Origin of the sequence: Curtobacterium sp. BRB10, assembly GCF_031844325.1 — a bacterium.
In the GTDB taxonomy this organism is placed as follows: domain Bacteria; phylum Actinomycetota; class Actinomycetes; order Actinomycetales; family Microbacteriaceae; genus Curtobacterium; species Curtobacterium poinsettiae_A.
In genome coordinates this window covers 134,857-151,714 of the sequence record NZ_JAUZVA010000004.1, presented here as the reverse complement: position 1 = coordinate 151,714, position 16,858 = coordinate 134,857, and the positions used below count along the sequence as shown (strand labels likewise).

The window sequence follows — 16,858 nt, the reverse complement described above, 5'->3', positions numbered from 1 at the left end:
CGGTCCGGGTCTCTGTCCGGGTGTCGGCCCGGTCGGTTGCGGCCGGGTCATCGGATCTGGAAGCCGTCCGCCAGCCGGCCGCCCATGATGTGCTTCCGGGCGAGCAGCAGCAGGACCACGGACGGGATGCTCAGCGCGATCGCGAACACCGCCGAGACCTGGCGCGGGGAGTTCAGGACGAGCGAGTACATCGCCGTCGGCATCGTCATGTACGTCGGGGCTCCGACCAGGTACGTGCCCTGCGCCTCGTCGAAGGACGCCAGGAACGACATCACCATCGCGACGAGGATCCCGGGCCAGGCGATCGGGAACGTCACCTTCCAGAAGGTCCGCCAGCGGCCGGCCCCGGCGTCGCGGGCCGCTTCCTCGAGGGACCGCGGCACGGCCGAGAACGCTGCGGCGGGCAGCCACGTCATGAACACGACGCAGCCGAGGACGTGGACGATCAGGATGCCGGTGACCGTGTTCATGAGGTCCAGCGCGGTGAACATCGCCGACATGGTGACGAAGAGGCCCATCTTCGGGAACGCGTTCGTGGCGAACAGCCCCACGAGCACGAGCCGCCGCCCCGGGAACTCGATGCGGCTGATCGCCCACGCGGCGGGCAGGCAGACCACCGCGGCGACGAGGACCGTGAGCGGTGCGAGGACGAGCGAGTTCTGCACCGCCACGGCCAGGCTGCGGTCCTCGAACACGGTCCCCCACCACTGCAGGGTCCAGCCGTCGGGGAGCAGGTTCGGGTACGTCCACGTCGTCGCGAAGGCCCGGGCGGCCAGCCAGACGAGCGGCCCGAGGATGAAGACGGCCAGCACGACGGCGGTGGCCCAGACGAGGGTGTTCCCGGTGAGTCGCTTGATCACGGCTGCTCCTGCTTCTGCTGCTGCTTCCGCAGCTCGCCGGCGTTCGCCCGGACCGTCGAGCGGAGGTAGAAGACGCTCGCGGCCGCGGCGAACGCGAACACGATGAACGCCATCGCCGTCGACTGCTGCGGACGGTTGTAGGCCTGGAAGTACTTCGAGATGTCCACGCCGAGCATCGTCGGGGCGTTCGGGCCGGTGAAGTACGGCACGGTGAACGAACCGAGGACCCCGATCACGGTGAACGTCGTCGCGATGACGAGCGGGGTCGCGGCCATCGGCAGGAGCACCTGCCAGACGACGCGCCAGGTGCTCGCCCCGGCGTCCTTCGCGGCCTCGACCAGGGCGTCCGGGGTGCCCTGCAACGCGCCGGCGATCATGAGCACCGCGAACGGCAGGCTCGTCCAGACGCTGCCGAACACCACGGCGACGAGGGTGTAGCCCCACACCGGGACGTCGAGGCCGAACTGGGCACCGAGGCTGCGGAGGAAGCCCTGCGCGTCGGTGAAGGTCAGGATCGACCAGCTCGCGATGACCACCGGCACGAAGATCGGCACGACGGCCAGGACGCTGAGGGTCTTGCCGAGGAAGCCTCCGCGGAGCCGCAGGATCACCGCGACGACGACGGCGAGCCCCACGGTCAGGCCGGTCGACAGCGCGGTGACGCCGAGCGTCGCGACCAGGTCACGCAGGAACGTGGCGTTGCCGAGCAGGGTCGCGTAGACCGCGAACGAGAAGCCGCGCACGGTGTCGCCGCCGATGTCGGCGAGCGCCTGGTTCAGGCCGCCGGTGAACCCGAGGCTGAACAGGGCGGCGTTCACCACGGGGACGCCGACGAACAGGACGACGACCAGCACCGGGGCGGCGACGAGGGCGAGGCCCTGCCACCGTCGACGGCGGGCCAGTCGCTCCTGCGCCGTGCGCCCGCCGGCGGGGTGCGCCGGGCCCTGGGCGTGGGGCGGGACGGGCGGGAGGCCCATGGCGGAGTCGCCACGGGCCTCCCGGCCGGTTGCCGGGCCGTCCTGGACGGTCTGGGTCACTGCGGGACCTTCGCGTCCCACGCCGCGTTCATGTCGGCGGAGAAGTCGCTCTGGAACCCGAGGCGGAGCTGCGAGGGGTTCGCGTCGGCGAACTGCTCGGCGACCGACTTCGGCAGGCTGTCGAGCGGAATCACCGGGTAGCCGGAGACGGCGCTCGCGACGAGCTGCTGACCCTTCGCGCTGAGCACGAAGTCGGCGAGCTTCTCGGCTGCCGCCTTCTTGGCCGCCGGCTCGGTCTTGGGGATGCCGAGGAAGCTCGCGCTGCCGGTGAACGACGGGTCGTCGATCTGCACGGCCTTGACGGTCTTCGGGATGATGCCGGTCTTCTGCGAGGTGATGAACTGGTCGCTCCACACGGGCGCCATCGCGATCTGGCCGCTGCCGAGCAGCTGCACGACCTGGTCGTTGCCGTTCGGGTAGACGCCCTTCTGGTACGTCGACGGGCCGAGGTCCTTCAGGGCCGCGAAGCCCTCGTCCCACTTCGACTCGAGCGACTTGTCGTACTTCGTCTGCATCGTCTCCTGCTCGGCGGGCGTCAGGTACTTCGCGAGCACCGTGGCCACGAACGAGCCACCCGAGCCGCCGGACGACGGGGAGTTGTAGGCGAACTCGCCCGGGTTCGCCTTGATCCAGGCGAGCAGGTCGTCGAGGGTCTTCGGCGGGTCCGTGACCTTCTTCGCGTCGTACGCCAGCAGTACGCTCGAGGCGCGGTACGGGATGGCGCTGTCGCCGCCCTGCTGCTTCGTGGCGTCCGGGACGTCCTTGAGGTTCGGGATCGTGCTGTCGCTGACCGTCGCCATCAGCCCGGCCTTGCCGGCGGTGGTGACGAACCCGGCGTCGACGAGGTCGTACGCGACGGACTTGCCGGCCTTGACCGCGGTGGCGAGGTTCGCCTGGGTCTGGGCATCGTGCTCGCCGTGCAGGTCGATGCTGGTGCTGACGTGGATCTTCGGGTTCGCCTTCTCGAAGGCGGGGATGAGCGACTTGTCCCAGAGGTCCTGGACGTTGGTGTCGCCGCTGATGAACACGGTGAGGTCGGTGGTGCCGTCGGCGTCGGAGGCGTTCGAGGCGTTGGCGCTCTGGACGCAGCCGGAGAGTGCGACGGTCGCGGCTGCCGCGATGGCGAGGCCGGCGAGGACTCGGGTCTTCACGTGGGTTCTCCCTGTTCCGTGGTGCGTGGGGGCGTGCGGGGGTGGGGCGTGCGGTCGTGCGGGCGGTGCGTGTGGGAACGTTCCCGCGCCGAGGTCGAGTGTGGCGCTGCCGGGTGAACTCCGGGTGCCTCCGGCGTCGCCGCCGGGTGAACTCCGGGTGCGGTGCGGTGGGCGCGTGCTGCGCGTCTGGTGCGAGGTTCCGTACTCCGTGCCCGCCCTGGAGCCCGGCACCGAGTACGGAACCTCGCACCGTTCGCGCCGCCCCTCGCACCGTGCGAGGTCACCGTGACATCGGTACCCGGGCATTTCGAAGCTTCGCGCGGAACGCGGGCTCGTCCCACACGTCCTTCCAGCCGTACCGGATCACACCGCGTACCTCGGGGAAGGAGCGCAAGCGGTCCTCGCGGTACTTCTCCGCGATGACGATGTCCTCCGCCGACCGCCCTCCGCGGAGCCCTGGATCGCGGTACTTCACCTCACCGTCGAACTCGATCACCACGCCCTGGTCCGGGAGCCAGAAGTCCACGACGATGTCCGGCTCGCCCGGGGTGGTGAAGCGTCGTTGCAGCACCGGGGTGGGAGCGCCGTACTCGTCCAGACGGACCCGGACCAGCGACTCCCCGACCGAGTCAGCGGCTGCGTCTGCGAAACCGACGGACCGCAGGGCACGGCGCCGGCCCTTCCGACCTCGCCGGGCGACCCCGTCCAGGACGGCGTCGCGGTCCGCGCCGAGGGCGAGGAGCCGGTCGAGGGCCACCACCGCCTCCGTCATCGGCAAGGTCATGGCGAGGTCCACGGCCGTCCGGTCAAACCCCGTCAGGGTCAGGTCGTCCGTGCGGAACCGCCACGTGGCCGCCATCGACGGGTCGAAGTCGGCGTGCACGACGAACGTGGCGTTGGTCGTCCGAGCATCACGCCCGGGTCTGGTCAGGTGGACTCGTTCCGGCCACCGGCCCACGTGCGGCACACCGATGACCGCTGCCGCTGACAGGTGCGACACGACGAAGCGGGGTCTGATCCGGTCGACGAGTGATCGCACGAGCACGTGGTGCCGCTGCTCGGGGCGGAGGCCCTTCCACCGCTCGGTGTCGGCGTACCGGCCGTGCGCGATGCGGATCAGTTCCCCAGCGCGGGCCCGGACCCGGATCGCCGCGGCCTCGTCGGGTCGTGACTCGTGCGCGACGAGGACCGTGCAGTCTGGGACGGCGGGGAAACGGGGATGAGCAGCCATGCACTGGATGCTGGCGGACACCTCGCACGGTGCGAGTACAGCCGGATCAGCCTGTGGACAGCCGCGTCCGTCCACAGTCGCAAGCGGATGAATCAGCAACTGCGAGAATGAGCGGGTGAACGCACGCACCTGGGGTTGGCTCGCAGCCGTCATCGACGTCGTCCTCATCGTCGTCTTCGCGCTCATCGGGCGCTCGTCGCACGGCGAGGCCAACACGGCCCTGGCGCTCTGGACCACCGCCTACCCGTTCCTGGCCGGTTGGGCGATCGGGTACGTGACGAGCGGGGCATGGGCTCGACCGCTGCGCTTCTGGCCGACCGGCATCGTGGTCTGGGTCCTCACGGTCTTCGTCGGTCTGGCCATCCGCGTCGCCACCGGCCAGGGGGACGTCGACGGCAACCCGCTGCCGATCTCGTTCGTCATCGTCGCGACGATCGTGCTCGGGGTGTTCCTGCTCGGCTGGCGCGCGATCGCCCGCGGCGTGCTCCGGTTCACCGGGTCGCGGTCGCGGCAGGACGCCGCAGCGTCCGACGCGTGAACGGCAGCCGCGGTTCCCAGCCGACGATCCTCGACGTCGCCGCACGTGCGGGCGTCTCGAAGTCGGCGGTGAGCCGCGTGCTGTCCGGGACGGGACGGTTCTCGGACGAGACCCGCGAGCGCGTCGAACGAGCGGCGGCCGAGCTCGGGTACGTCGCGAACGCGATGGCTCGCGGGCTGGTCAGCGGGCGCACGAACACGATCGGGATGCTCGTCCGTGACGCCTCGTCGATGGTCTACACCGCCCTGCACGCCGTGATGGAGCGCCGCGCGTCCGAGCTCGGCTACCGCGTCGTCACCACGACGGGCGTCGGGCGGGTCGAGGACGAGAAGTCCGCCCTCGCCGCACTCGTGTCGATGCGCGTCGACGGGCTCGTCGTCTGCAGCGGCCTGATGCCGTCCGCCGACATCGCCGAGTTCGCGCCCCGCATCGCCACCGTCGTCGCCGGTCGCCCCGAACTGCACCCGGCGCTCTCGAGCGTGTACTGCGACGAGGTCGACGGTGGGGCTTCCATCGCGGACGCCGTCGCCGACGCCGGCCACACCACGGCCGTGGTGCTCACCGTCCCGCTCGACGACGCGATCACGCAGCACGCGCGGTCCTCGGCGATGCTCGAGCGGCTCCGGGCACGTGGCGTCCGGGTGATCGACATCGACGCGAGCTTCGTGCGGCCACCCGACGACCTCGCCGCCGACCTGGTCGACGCCGTGCAGGAGTCGGGCGTGACCGCGGTGATGTGTCCGACCGACCGGCTGATGCTCGACGTGTGCGAGGCGCTCGCCCGCCGCGGTGTCGAAGTCCCGCGCGACCTCTCCGTCACCGGGTTCGACGGCGTCTACCCGCTGGCGAGCGACTGGATCGGCTTCACGACGCTCGAGCAACCGATCGAGCGCATCGGCCGCGAAGCGATCGACCTCGTCATCGGCCGCATCGACGACCCCGCGCGCCCGGTCGAGCACCGCTCACTACGCGGCACCGTGATCCCCGGCCGCACCCTGCTCCCCCGCTGACACCGGCCCGCCGACCTCGCACCGTGCGAGGAGCCGTGCGAACGGTGCGAGGTTCTGTACTCGGTGAGGCCGGACGGCCCTCGCACCGAGTACGGAACCTCGCACCGAACGCAGCCCCGCGCTCGCGCGCCTAGAACAACCCGCTGCGCGGCCCGTCCTCCGGCCCGTCGAACCCGCGGAACATGTCCGACACCAGCGCCTCGATCTGCGGCTCCACGAGCCGTTCGACGGCCTCGGCGATCCGCGGCCGGTGGTCGATGAGCGCCAGGCACACCGCCGTCCCGGTCGAGCGCGCACACTCGTCGGACAGCGCGATCTCGTGCCGGAGCGCGGCCTTCGCCTCGTCGGACAGCGGCTCGCGCGGCGTCTGCTCCCCCGCACCGGTGCCGGCCAGCTCGCCGAGCGTGAACAGGAACGGCGACCCCGGCGACGGCTCGGGGTCGACGTCGAGGCCCTGGAACTCCGGCGACAACCCCTCGGCCGGCTGGTACCCCGCGTGCCGCTTCCGGGCCGCCGCCCGCTCGAGTTCACGCTGCAGCAGCGGCAGGTTCCTCGCCGTGTAGTCGTCGACGGCGTCCTCGACGATGGTCGAGATCCGCCCGATCAGCGCGTGCTGGACGGCGTGCGGCACGTCGGGCCCGAACCCCGCGGCCGCAGCGATCGGGGACCCGGTGCACTTCCGGCAGATGCGCGTGCGCGGGCGGGCGGTACCGATCTGCCAGCGCGGCAGCCAGCGCAGCCACAGGTCGACCGCGCCCCGCACGCGACCGTCGATGCCGTCCATGCCTCAACAGTAGGCCTGGAGGCGCGGATCATCCCCGGCACACCGCGCCCGTCGGGCAATCGCCGATTCTCAGGCCCGTGGTTCCGTGACGAAGTCGATCAGCTCCTCGACGCGGCCGAGCAGCTCCGGCTCGAGGTCGGCGAAGGTGCGCACCTGCCCGAGGATCCGCTGCCACGCCCGGGCGATGTCGGCCTGCTCGGCGTGCGGCCAGCCGAGTGCCTGGCAGATGCCCGCCTTCCACTCGATCGAGCGCGGGATCGTCGGCCACGCCTGCAGGCCGACCCGCGCCGGCTTGACCGACTGCCAGACGTCGACGAACGGGTGCCCGACGACGAGCACGTGCGCTCCCCACTTGCCGCGCATCACGGCGTCGGCGAACCGGGACTCCTTCGACCCGGGCACCAGGTGGTCGACGAGCACGCCGACCCGGCGCTCGCGCGTCGGCTGGAACTCGTCGAGCACCGCGGCCAGGTTGTCGACGCCGGAGAGCTCCTCGACCACGACGCCCTCGACGCGCAGGTCGGCACCCCACACCTTCTCGACGAGTTCCGCGTCGTGCTTGCCCTCGACCATGATGCGGCTGGGGAGCGCCACCCGAGCACGCTGCGACTCGACGGCGAACGATCCGGACGCGGTGCGGAGGCGACCGCCGTCGGACGCGTGCCTGACCGTCGGAGCCGCCCCGGGCCTCCTGTCCGGTGGTGCGGCCGCGGCAGACCGGCCGACCGGCGCCGACGGCCGCCCCAGCGTCACCAGCTCGCCTTCGAGCAGGAACTGCCCGGTGAAGGGGAAGGACCGCGTGCGGCCCTTCCAGTCCTCGAGCGCGATGTTGCCCGCCTCGAGCCCCACCACGGCACCGGCCCACCCGGAGTCCGGGTCCTCGAGCACCATGTCCCGTTCGAGCGGCACCTGCCGCACCTTCTTCACCCCGCGCGAGCGCCAGTCCCCCGAGAGCACATCGCCGCCGTACCGGTCGTCGTCCACCCGCACGAGGGTACTGTCGACGACGGCCGGACGACGTCGACCGCGCCGGTTCCCCATCATCTCGACGGAAGGCCCGCCCGTGCGCGCAGCGATCATCCACGCCCCGAACGACATCCGCGTCGAGGAGCGCGACCGACCCGGGCTCCTCTCCGGCAAGGATGCCGTCGTCAAGGTCCTCGCGGCCTGTGTCTGCGGATCGGACCTCTGGCCCTACCGCGGCGTCACCGAGACGAAGCGGCCCCGGCCGATCGGTCACGAGCTCGTCGGCGAGGTCGTCGCCGTCGGTGACGACGTCACCGGCCTGCACGAGGGCGACTTCGTCATCTCCCCCTTCACCATGAACGACGGCACCTGCCAGGCCTGCCGCAACGGCATGACCACCGGCTGCGACCACCTGTCCGGATTCGGCAGCACGGACGCGTACGGCGACCCCGTCGGCGGCGCACAGGCCGAGTACGTGCGGATCCCGGACGCCGACGCCACGCTCGTCGCGGTCCCCGGCCCGGTCGACCCGGCCCTGGTGCCGTCGCTGCTCACCCTGTCCGACGTCTTCTCGACCGGCCACCACGCCGCCGTATCGGCCGCGGTCGGCCCCGGCAAGACCGTCGTCGTGGTCGGCGACGGCGCGGTCGGCCTCTCCGCCGTGCTCGCCTCGAAGCGGCTCGGCGCGGACCGCATCATCGCGATGAGCCGGCACGCCGACCGTCAGGCGCTCGCCCGCGAGTTCGGTGCCACCGACATCGTGGCGGAGCGCGGCGACGAGGGCGTCGCGGCGGTCCGCGCACTGCTCGGCGGCGACCTGGCCGACTGCGCGGTCGAGGCCGTCGGCACCGAGGAGAGCATGGACCAGGCGCTGCACTCGGTCCGGCCCGGCGGCAACGTCGGCTTCGTCGGGGTCCCGCACGGAGTCCCGACGATCGGCACGCGCTACCTGTTCGACACGAACATCGCCATCGCGGGCGGCATGGCCCCGGCCCGGAAGTACATCCCCGAACTGCTGCCCGACGTGCTGTCCGGCGCGATCGACCCCGGTCGCGTCTTCGACCTGGAGCTGCCGCTCGACGAGGCCGCCGAGGCCTACCGCTCGATGGACGAGCGCCGCGCCATCAAGGTGTTGCTGCGCCCGTAGCGGCGCGCGTCGTGGACGCACCGGCAGACGGACGGGAGGCCCGTGGCAGCATCGCCACGGGCCTCCCGTCCGTCGTCTGGTCGCGTCGGGCGGCCGACGCCCGGTCAGGCGTCACGGATCGCCAGCACCCGGTGCGGCGCAGCCGCCTCGGCCCGCCACCCGCCGGGCAGAACGTCGCGGAGTTCGGGCACGGTGAAGCTCCGGCGGATCGACCGGAGGCCGTCGACGCGGATGAACGTCCCCGCCGCGACGAGCGGTGACGCCAGCGCGTACGCCCGGTAGGCCGCCGGCGACCGCCGGATGTCGGAGTGCAGGCTGCGCCCACTCGCGAGCAGCTCGGAGTCGGCCAGGAACCCCCGCCGCTCCTCGTCGCCCAGGTGGTGCAGCACGTGGTTCGACACGACGACGTCGAACCGCTCACCAGCGGCGACGAGGTCACCGCTCGACTGCTGCCGGAACGTCACACCAGCCGGGGAGGACCGTCGTGCCGCGGCGATGGCGCGTTCGTCCGGGTCGACCCCGACGACCTCGAGGTCGAAGCCGTCGCTCGCCGCCCAGCGCACCAGCGAGCGGGCCAGGTCGCCGCCGCCGCACCCCAGGTCGAGCACCCGGCCACGGCCGCTGACGGGCAGGGCCGGCACGACGTGTGATCGCCAGGCCGCGTGCCAGCCGCTCACGAGCGCGTTCACGACGGCGAAGCGCCGGAACGTGCGCGCGAGCGCACGCGGGTCACAGTCCGGGTCGTCCATCAGTTCGGTCAGGTCGAGCGCGCGGGTGCGCAGGTCGACGGCCGGGAGGCCCGTGGTGCCGCCGCCCTGGCGGCTCACGCCGCGCCCGTGGTCGCGACGGGGACGCGGGCGGGTTCGACAGCGGGTTCCACCGCGGGCGATGCCGCAGGTTCGGCCGCCAGCGACTCCAGGGGTCCTGCCGCGAGCGACGCCTCGGTCCGCACCGCGGTGAGCCGTGCGCTCTCGACGGTCAGACCCGGGCCGAAGGCCAGTGCGACGACGGCGCTGCCGTCCTCGAGGCCGGCGTCGACGGCGTCGCGCAGCACGAAGAGCACGGTGGCGCTCGACATGTTGCCGTGTTCGCGCAGCACGCGCCGGCTCGACTCCATCGCGCTGTCCGGCAGCCCGAGGGACTCCTGGGCGCGGTCGAGGATGGCCCGGCCGCCCGGGTGCACCGCCCACACCGGCACGTCCGAAGCCGACCCGCCGTCGAGCAGCGGTTGCACGGCGCTCGGGACGTGCAGGCCGACGAGCTTCGGCACGGCGGTCGACAGGACCATCTCGAAGCCCTCGTCCCCGATGTTCCACGCCATCTCGGACGCTCCCTCGGGCACCACGGCCGTCGTGAACTCGTCGAAGCGCAGACCGGCTCCGTCGCGGGCGACCACCGCTGCCGCGGCACCGTCGCCGAAGACGCTGTTCGCGACGATCTGGTCGGGGTCGTTCGAGGCACGGACGTGCAGGGTGCAGAGTTCACCGCAGACCACGAGCACGACGGCGTCCGGGTCCTGGTCGACGAACGCCGCGGCGATCCGGAGCGCGGGGAACGCGGCGCAACACCCCATGAAACCGATGTGGTGCCGGAAGACGCCCCCGGGCAGCCCGAGCTGCTCGACGACGTCGATGTCGGGTCCGGGCTGCGTGAACCCGGTGCACGACACGGTCACCAGGTGTGTGACCGCCTCCGGCGCGATGCCGGCGCGTTCCACCGCGTCGCGGGCGGCGGCGACGAACAGCGGCGGGGCGAGTTCGCGGTACCGGTCGTTGCGCGAACCGGTGGACGGCGAGCGCAGGGTGCCGTCGTCGTCACGGAAGGCACCACCGGCACGTTCGGAGTCGAGTTCCTCGAGGACGGTGTGCCGTTGGTCGACCGCCGACCCGTCGAACGCGGCGGGGACGAGCCGTCTGCCGAGCCGCCCGAGGTCGGGTTGGGCGGAGAAGAGGTCACGCACCCTGGGCTGGTCGAGGGTCGTCTCGGGGACGGCGGTTCCGATGGCGCGGATCGTTGCGGACACGACTCATCCTGTCACCGGATCGCTGACGTGTCCCCAGGATGCACACGACGACCGGGACGCGCGGAGGGCACGGCACCGACCGGTACCGTGCCCTCCGAGGTGGGCCTGCTACGACTGCTGCGCGCGCTCCAGCACGAGTTCCCGCACGCGGGCGGCGTCGGCCTGGCCCTTCATGGCCTTCATGACCGCACCGATGATCGCGCCGGCCGCCTGGACCTTGCCGTCCTGGATCTTCGCCAGCACGTCGGGCTGCGCCGCGAGTGCTTCGTCGACCGCTGCGGTCAGGGCGGAGTCGTCCGAGACGACCTTGAGCCCGCGGGCCTCGACGACCTGCGCCGGCGAGCCCTCGCCGGCGATGACGCCCTCGAGCACCTGGCGCGCCAGGCGGTCGGTCAGGTCGCCGGACTCGACGAGCGCGATGACCTCGGCGACGTGCTTGGGCGACACCAGGTCACCTGGGGCGGCGTCCTGCGCGTTGGCGACGCGGCTGATCTCACCGGTCCACCACTTTCGCGCTGCCTGTGGTGCGGCGCCGGCAGCGACGGTGCCCTCGACCTCGTCGAGCAGGCCGCCGTTGACGACGTCCTGGAACTCCAGGTCGGCGAAGCCCCACTCGCCCTTCAGACGACGGCGACGTGCGACCGGAGCCTCGGGCAACGAAGCACGGAGCTCCGCGACGACGGCCGGGTCCGGCACGACGGGCAGCAGGTCGGGCTCCGGGAAGTACCGGTAGTCGTCGGCGTCCGACTTCGGACGACCGGCCGAGGTGCGGCCGGTGTCCTCGTGCCAGTGCCGGGTCTCCTGCGTGATCGTGCCACCGGCGGCGAGGATCGCTGCCTGGCGCTGGATCTCGTAGCGGATCGCACGCTCGACGGCGCGGAACGAGTTGACGTTCTTGGTCTCGGTGCGGGTGCCGAGCTTCTCCTGCCCGCGGGGGCGGAGCGAGATGTTCGCGTCGCACCGCAGGTTGCCGCGCTCCATGCGGGCTTCGGAGACTCCGAGCGCCCGGACGAGGTCGCGGATGACCTGCACGTAGGCGGCTCCGAGCTCGGGGGCCCGGTGTTCGGCGCCGAAGATCGGCTTCGTGACGATCTCGACCAGGGGCACACCGGCACGGTTGTAGTCGACGAGCGAGTACTCGGCGCCCTGGATGCGGCCGGTGGCACCGCCGACGTGCGTCAGCTTGCCGGCGTCCTCTTCCATGTGGGCGCGCTCGATCGGGATGTTGTAGATCGTGCCGTCGGCGAGCTCGACCTCGACCTCGCCCTCGTAGGCGATGGGCTCGTCGTACTGCGAGACCTGGTAGTTCTTCGGGTTGTCCGGGTAGAAGTAGTTCTTCCGGGCGAACCGCGAGGACTCGGCGATCGAGCAGCCGAGCGCGAGCCCGAGCTGGATCGAGTACCGCACGGCCTGTGCGTTCACGACCGGCAGCGACCCGGGCAGCCCGAGGTCGACCGGGGTGACGTTCGTGTTGGGCTCGCCGCCGAAGAAGTTCGGGGCGTCCGAGAACATCTTGGTCTTCGTCGCGAGTTCGACGTGGACCTCGAAACCGAGCACCGGCTCGTAGCGCTCGAGCGCCTCGTCGAAGTCCATCAGCGCGTCCTTCTGCGCCATCAGATCACACCTTCCTGCGCAGCGGACTGCTGACTCTGGTCGAGGTCCGGGACGGACGCGATGAGCGGCGCGCCCCACTGCTGTTCGAGCAGACGCTCGAGGGCGGCACCGTAGCGGTACAGCCGCGCGTCCTCACGCTGGGGCGCCATCAGCTGCACGCCGACGGGCAGGCCGTCCTCGGGCGCGAGGCCGTTCGGGATGCTCATCCCGGGGACGCCGGCGAGGTTCGCCGGGATCGTCGTGAGGTCGTTGAGGTACATCGCCAGCGGGTCGTCGATGCGCTCACCGATCGGGAACGCGGTCGTCGGCGCCGACGGGCTGACGAGCAGGTCGACCTGCTCGAAGGCGGCCTGGAAGTCCCGCTGCACGAGCGTGCGGACCTTCTGCGCCGAGCCGTAGTAGGCGTCGTAGTAGCCGGCGCTCAGGGCGTAGGTGCCGAGGATGATGCGCCGCTTGACCTCCGGTCCGAAACCGGCTTCACGCGTGGCGGCCATGACGTCCTCGACGGTGGCACCGTTCTCGGGCGTGACCCGGAGGCCGAAGCGCACCGAGTCGAACTTGGCGAGGTTCGACGATGCCTCGGCCGGGAGGATCAGGTAGTACGCGCTGATCGCGTACGCGAACGACGGAGCGTCGATCTCGACGACGACCGCACCGGCCGACTCGAGCAGCGCGACCGTCTCCTGGAAGCGCTGGGTGACCCCGGCCTGGAACCCGTCGCCCCCGGCGAGTTCCCGCACCACGCCGACGCGCAGGCCGCGGAGTGTGTCCTCCTGCAGCCCTTCGCGTGCGGCGGCGGCCATCGAGGGCCAGGCGTCCGGGATGGACGTGGAGTCCTTCGGGTCGTGCCCGCCGATGACGTCGTGCAGGAGCGCGGCGTCGAGGACGGTGCGGGACACCGGTCCGATCTGGTCGAGGCTGGACGCCAGGGCGATGGCGCCGTAGCGGCTCACCCCGCCGTACGTCGGCTTCACACCGACCGTGCCCGTCACGGCACCGGGCTGACGGATGGAGCCACCCGTGTCCGAGCCGAGGGCGAAGGGTGCTTCGTGCGCGGCGACCGCGGCGGCCGAACCACCGCCGGATCCGCCGGGGATCCGGTCGAGGTCCCACGGGTTGCGGGTCGGGCCGTAGGCCGAGAACTCGGTGGTCGAGCCCATCGCGAACTCGTCCATGTTGGTCTTGCCGAGCGGCACGAGGCCGGCGGCGCGGAGCTTCGCGACGGGGGTGGCGTCGTACGGCGGCACCCAGCCCTCGAGGATCTTCGAGCCGGCGGTCGTGGGCATGTCCTGCGTGCACAGGACGTCCTTGACGGCGATCGGCACACCGGCGAGGGGCCCGAGGTCGTCGCCCGCGGCACGGCGGGAGTCGATCGACTTCGCCACCGCGAGGGCGTTCTGGTTGACGTGCAGGAACGCGTGCACGTCGCCGTCGACGGCGGCGATCCGGTCGAGGTGGGCCTGGGTGGCCTCGACGCTCGAGACGTCGCGCGCCACGAGGGCGTCGGCGAGCGCCGCGGCGCTCAGCTTCGTGATGTCGTCAGTCACTGTTCTTCGCCCTACTGTTCTTCGCCGAGGATGGCGGTCACGCGGAACCGTTCGCCGTCGGAGTCGGGCGCCCCGGAGAGCGCCTGCTCCTGCGTCAGCGTCGTGCCGACCACATCGGGTCGGGTGACGTTGCCGAGCGGCACGGGGTGGCTCGTCGCCGGGACGTCGTCGGTCGCGACCTCGGCGACCTTGGCGACGCTCTCGACGATGTGCGCCAGCTCCCCGGTCAGCTTCTCGATCTCGTCGGGCGTGAGTGCGATACGTGCGAGGTTCGCCAGGTGCGCGACCTGCTCGCTCGTGATGTCAGGCATGGTGCTCCGTCGATCGGTTCGTGGAATGCCCCACAGTCTATTGGCTGCGTCGGGCGCGCAGGCGCGGCTGTGGACGACGGGCTGGAGGCCCGGTGCCGGTCCGCCGGACCGGCACCGGGCCTCCAGAGGGTCAGAGGGTCACTTCCCGTTCTGGTTCCTCGCAGCCGGAGCCACCGTCGCGGCGGGCGCCGGCGCAGCCGGAGCAGCGGGTGCAGCCGGAGCAGCGGGTGCAGCCGGAGCGGCTGGCGCAGCCGTCTGCGTCGGCGTCGGCGTCGGCGTCGGCGTCGTCTGGGCGTCCTGCGTCATCCCCTGCGCGGACGAGGACCCCGACGATGACGAAGACGACGACGACTTGCTCGCCTGCCCCATCATCGCCTGGCTCGGCGCGGGCAGCGCTCCCCCGCCGACGGTCTGGTCCAGGTACGCCATCATCGACTTCCCGACCCCGAACTTCGCGCTGTACCCGGTGGTGCCCTGCAGGAACGGCCAGTTCGCCAGGCTCACGTTCCCCTGCACGTTGCCGACCCAGGTGGCGTTCGTGTACTTCGTCGACGACGCGACCAGCCAGTTCTGCACGTCGCCGTCGGTGGTGCCGGTCTTCGCGAACTTCGGCACGCTGTCCCCGGGGTTCGCGCTCGCGGCCGTCCCCGACCCGGACAGCACGCCCTGCAGCGCGTAGTCGACGGTGCCCGCGACGTCCGCCGAGACACCCTGCGTGCAGGACGACGGCGTCGGCGTGATCTTCGTGCCGTCCGCCTCGGTCACCGAGTCGATCGCGGTGGGCGTGCACACGACGCCACCGTTGGCGAAGCCCGCGTAGGCCTCGGCCAGGTCGATCGGCGACAGCTCGTTCACGCCGAGGATCGAGGACGGCGTCTGCGTCAGGTCGCCGCCGTCGGCGCGGTGGATGCCCATCGACTGCGCGAGCTGGGCGATCTTGCACAGGTCGAGCTGCTTGCCCATCTGGGCGTAGGCGGTGTTGATCGACTCGACCGTCGCCGCCTCGACCGACATCGACGACGGCACGCTCTCGGCGTTCGCGACGTTCCAGGTGCCGCCCGCGACGTTCTGGCAGCTGTTGGTGAACTCGGCGTTCTGGAACTGGTGCTCCGAGGTGGTGACCGAGTCGGACAGGGTGTGTCCGCTGGCGAGCCACTCGGCCAGGGTGAACACCTTGTAGGTCGAGCCGGTCTGGAACCCACCCGAGTTGCCGTACCCGGAGTCGGCGCTGTAGTTCACCGCGGTGGCGCCGGCCGCGGCGTTGTCACCCTGCGTGTACGTGGTGTTCTGGACCATCGACATGATCCGGCCGGTCCCGGGTTCCACGGTGACGTTCGAGCCGCCGACGTCGACGCCGGCCATCGTGGACGGTACGTAGGTGGACAGCGCGGACTGGGCCTGGCCCTGCAGGTCGAGGTCGAGCGAGGTGTGGATCTGCAGGCCCTTGGTGTCGAGCGTGGCGATGCGTGCCGCCGCGGTCTTGCCGAAGGCGGGGTCTTGCAGCACCTGGTCGCGGACGTAGTCGCAGAAGTAGCCCGCGTCGTGGTTCGTCGCGGCAGTCGAGCACCCGTTGGCGGTCTCGGTGATCTTCGGCGTGACCGGCGTCGCGATCGCCTTCGTCATCTGTGCCTTCGTGATCGACCCGTGCGCCTGCATCCGGCGGAGCACGTAGTCGCGGCGTTCCTTCGTCAGCGCGTACCCGTTGGCCTTGCCGTTGTCCTTGTCGCTCGGCACGTCGATGCGCAGGTTCGACGGGTTGTTGAGGATCGCGACGAGCGTGGCCGACTGCACGAGCGACAGGTCCTTCGCGTGCACGCCGAAGTAGTACTCAGCCCCGGCCTCGGCACCGTAGACCCGCCCGCCGAGCCCGACGATGTTGAGGTACCCGGTCAGGATCTCGTCCTTCGAGTACTTCTTGTTCACCGCGATCGCGTACCGCATCTCCTGCAGCTTGCGCTGCGGCGTGACGCCGGCCGCGTCCTGGTAGCAGGCCTCGACCTTCTTCTCGGTGGCGGCCTGGTCCTTGCCGGTGAGCTCCTCGCACTGCTGCACCAGGACGTTCTTGACGTACTGCTGCGTGATGCTCGAGCCGCCCTGCACGTCCCCGCCGACGACGGTCGCGGCGACGCCCCGGAGCGTCCCGAGCACGTCGATGCCGCCCTCGTCGTAGTAGCGCGGGTCCTCGGTGTCGATCGCCGCCTGCTTGAGCGAGTCCGCCATCTGGTCCGCCGTCACGTTCGTGCGGTTCTCGGCGTAGAACGAGGCGATCTTGACCTGCTTCCCGCCCTGCTCCGCGTACACGGACGACACCTGCTGCGGGGTCTGCACGTCGAGGTAGGTCGGCAGGTCCTCGAAGAACGAGACCGCCCCGGACGTCCCCTCTCCCGCGACGGCGACCGCCGGCGTCACCGCGACGGCGACGAGCATGCCCGCGAGCACGGACATCACCACGAACATCAGGAGAGCACCAGGCCATCGCACCACACGCATGACGGCACCGTAGGCAGCAGGGCTGTACTGGTTCTGCCCCGGAACGAGTGCAGGCTGCGGTCGCGTTCAGGTTGCCACCCAGCCCGCTCCGAGGACGCGTCGCGATCCGCACGGGTGCACCGATCCGGCCGGGAGGCCCGCCATGCCTC

At 71.4% G+C, this 16,858-nt stretch carries 15 protein-coding genes; 3 read left to right on the top strand and 12 right to left on the bottom strand.

The features are described 5' to 3' along the window. Positions 1–47: 47 nt before the first annotated feature. From Q9R26_RS10135 to Q9R26_RS10120, 4 genes are all read right to left on the bottom strand, one after another. The gene (locus tag Q9R26_RS10135) at positions 48–860 is read right to left on the bottom strand and encodes an ABC transporter permease subunit (RefSeq protein ID WP_311227203.1); all 813 of its coding nucleotides are present in this window, start codon (positions 858–860) and stop codon (positions 48–50) included. Then, positions 857–1,897: an ABC transporter permease gene (locus Q9R26_RS10130; RefSeq protein WP_182065887.1), complete on the bottom strand. Its 1,041-nt coding sequence runs from the start codon at positions 1,895–1,897 to the stop codon at positions 857–859. Before Q9R26_RS10130 ends, Q9R26_RS10135 begins: the two co-directional genes overlap by 4 nt. Beyond that, a complete protein-coding gene (locus Q9R26_RS10125; RefSeq protein ID WP_209133525.1) occupies positions 1,894–3,048 on the bottom strand; it encodes an extracellular solute-binding protein in 1,155 nt (384 codons plus the stop codon). The genes Q9R26_RS10130 and Q9R26_RS10125 overlap by 4 nt, the downstream gene beginning before the upstream one ends. 280 nt (positions 3,049–3,328) lie before the next feature. Further along, positions 3,329–4,279: a hypothetical protein gene (locus Q9R26_RS10120; protein WP_311227202.1), complete on the bottom strand. Its 951-nt coding sequence runs from the start codon at positions 4,277–4,279 to the stop codon at positions 3,329–3,331. 115 nt (positions 4,280–4,394) lie between these two features. Between Q9R26_RS10120 and Q9R26_RS10115 the strand changes: the two genes are divergently transcribed. Both Q9R26_RS10115 and Q9R26_RS10110 read left to right on the top strand, forming a co-directional pair. Further along, entirely contained in the window at positions 4,395–4,817 is a 423-nt protein-coding gene (locus tag Q9R26_RS10115; RefSeq protein ID WP_220456603.1) for a DUF3054 domain-containing protein, read from the top strand. After that, positions 4,814–5,827: a LacI family DNA-binding transcriptional regulator gene (locus tag Q9R26_RS10110; protein WP_182065890.1), complete on the top strand. Its 1,014-nt coding sequence runs from the start codon at positions 4,814–4,816 to the stop codon at positions 5,825–5,827. The genes Q9R26_RS10115 and Q9R26_RS10110 overlap by 4 nt, the downstream gene beginning before the upstream one ends. Positions 5,828–5,957: 130 nt before the next feature. Here Q9R26_RS10110 and Q9R26_RS10105 read toward each other — a convergent pair whose 3' ends face one another. Both Q9R26_RS10105 and Q9R26_RS10100 read right to left on the bottom strand, forming a co-directional pair. Next, on the bottom strand, positions 5,958–6,611 hold the full coding sequence (locus tag Q9R26_RS10105) for a spermidine/putrescine ABC transporter substrate-binding protein (protein ID WP_182065891.1): 654 nt from the start codon (positions 6,609–6,611) through the stop codon (positions 5,958–5,960). A gap of 69 nt (positions 6,612–6,680) precedes the next feature. Then, the gene (locus Q9R26_RS10100; RefSeq protein ID WP_182065892.1) at positions 6,681–7,595 is read right to left on the bottom strand and encodes a DUF3097 domain-containing protein; all 915 of its coding nucleotides are present in this window, start codon (positions 7,593–7,595) and stop codon (positions 6,681–6,683) included. 79 nt (positions 7,596–7,674) lie between these two features. Here Q9R26_RS10100 and Q9R26_RS10095 point away from each other — a divergent pair, with 79 nt between their 5' ends. Next, the gene (locus Q9R26_RS10095; RefSeq protein WP_311227201.1) at positions 7,675–8,724 is read left to right on the top strand and encodes a zinc-dependent alcohol dehydrogenase family protein; all 1,050 of its coding nucleotides are present in this window, start codon (positions 7,675–7,677) and stop codon (positions 8,722–8,724) included. 104 nt (positions 8,725–8,828) lie between these two features. Here Q9R26_RS10095 and Q9R26_RS10090 read toward each other — a convergent pair whose 3' ends face one another. From Q9R26_RS10090 to Q9R26_RS10065, 6 genes are all read right to left on the bottom strand, one after another. Next, positions 8,829–9,551: a methyltransferase domain-containing protein gene (locus Q9R26_RS10090; protein WP_311227200.1), complete on the bottom strand. Its 723-nt coding sequence runs from the start codon at positions 9,549–9,551 to the stop codon at positions 8,829–8,831. Beyond that, positions 9,548–10,747: a type III polyketide synthase gene (locus Q9R26_RS10085; RefSeq protein WP_259580802.1), complete on the bottom strand. Its 1,200-nt coding sequence runs from the start codon at positions 10,745–10,747 to the stop codon at positions 9,548–9,550. The genes Q9R26_RS10090 and Q9R26_RS10085 overlap by 4 nt, the downstream gene beginning before the upstream one ends. 108 nt (positions 10,748–10,855) lie before the next feature. Beyond that, positions 10,856–12,361 (bottom strand): Asp-tRNA(Asn)/Glu-tRNA(Gln) amidotransferase subunit GatB, encoded by a 1,506-nt coding sequence (gene gatB, locus Q9R26_RS10080; protein WP_259580800.1) that lies wholly within the window; start codon positions 12,359–12,361, stop codon positions 10,856–10,858. After that, positions 12,361–13,908, bottom strand: coding sequence for an Asp-tRNA(Asn)/Glu-tRNA(Gln) amidotransferase subunit GatA (gene gatA, locus Q9R26_RS10075; protein WP_182065896.1), 1,548 nt, complete (start codon positions 13,906–13,908; stop codon positions 12,361–12,363). The genes gatB and gatA overlap by 1 nt, the downstream gene beginning before the upstream one ends. Positions 13,909–13,919: 11 nt before the next feature. Further along, positions 13,920–14,219 (bottom strand): Asp-tRNA(Asn)/Glu-tRNA(Gln) amidotransferase subunit GatC, encoded by a 300-nt coding sequence (gatC, locus tag Q9R26_RS10070; RefSeq protein ID WP_182065897.1) that lies wholly within the window; start codon positions 14,217–14,219, stop codon positions 13,920–13,922. A gap of 138 nt (positions 14,220–14,357) precedes the next feature. Further along, positions 14,358–16,709: a transglycosylase domain-containing protein gene (locus Q9R26_RS10065; RefSeq protein WP_311227199.1), complete on the bottom strand. Its 2,352-nt coding sequence runs from the start codon at positions 16,707–16,709 to the stop codon at positions 14,358–14,360. Between the last annotated feature and the right edge of the window lie 149 nt (positions 16,710–16,858).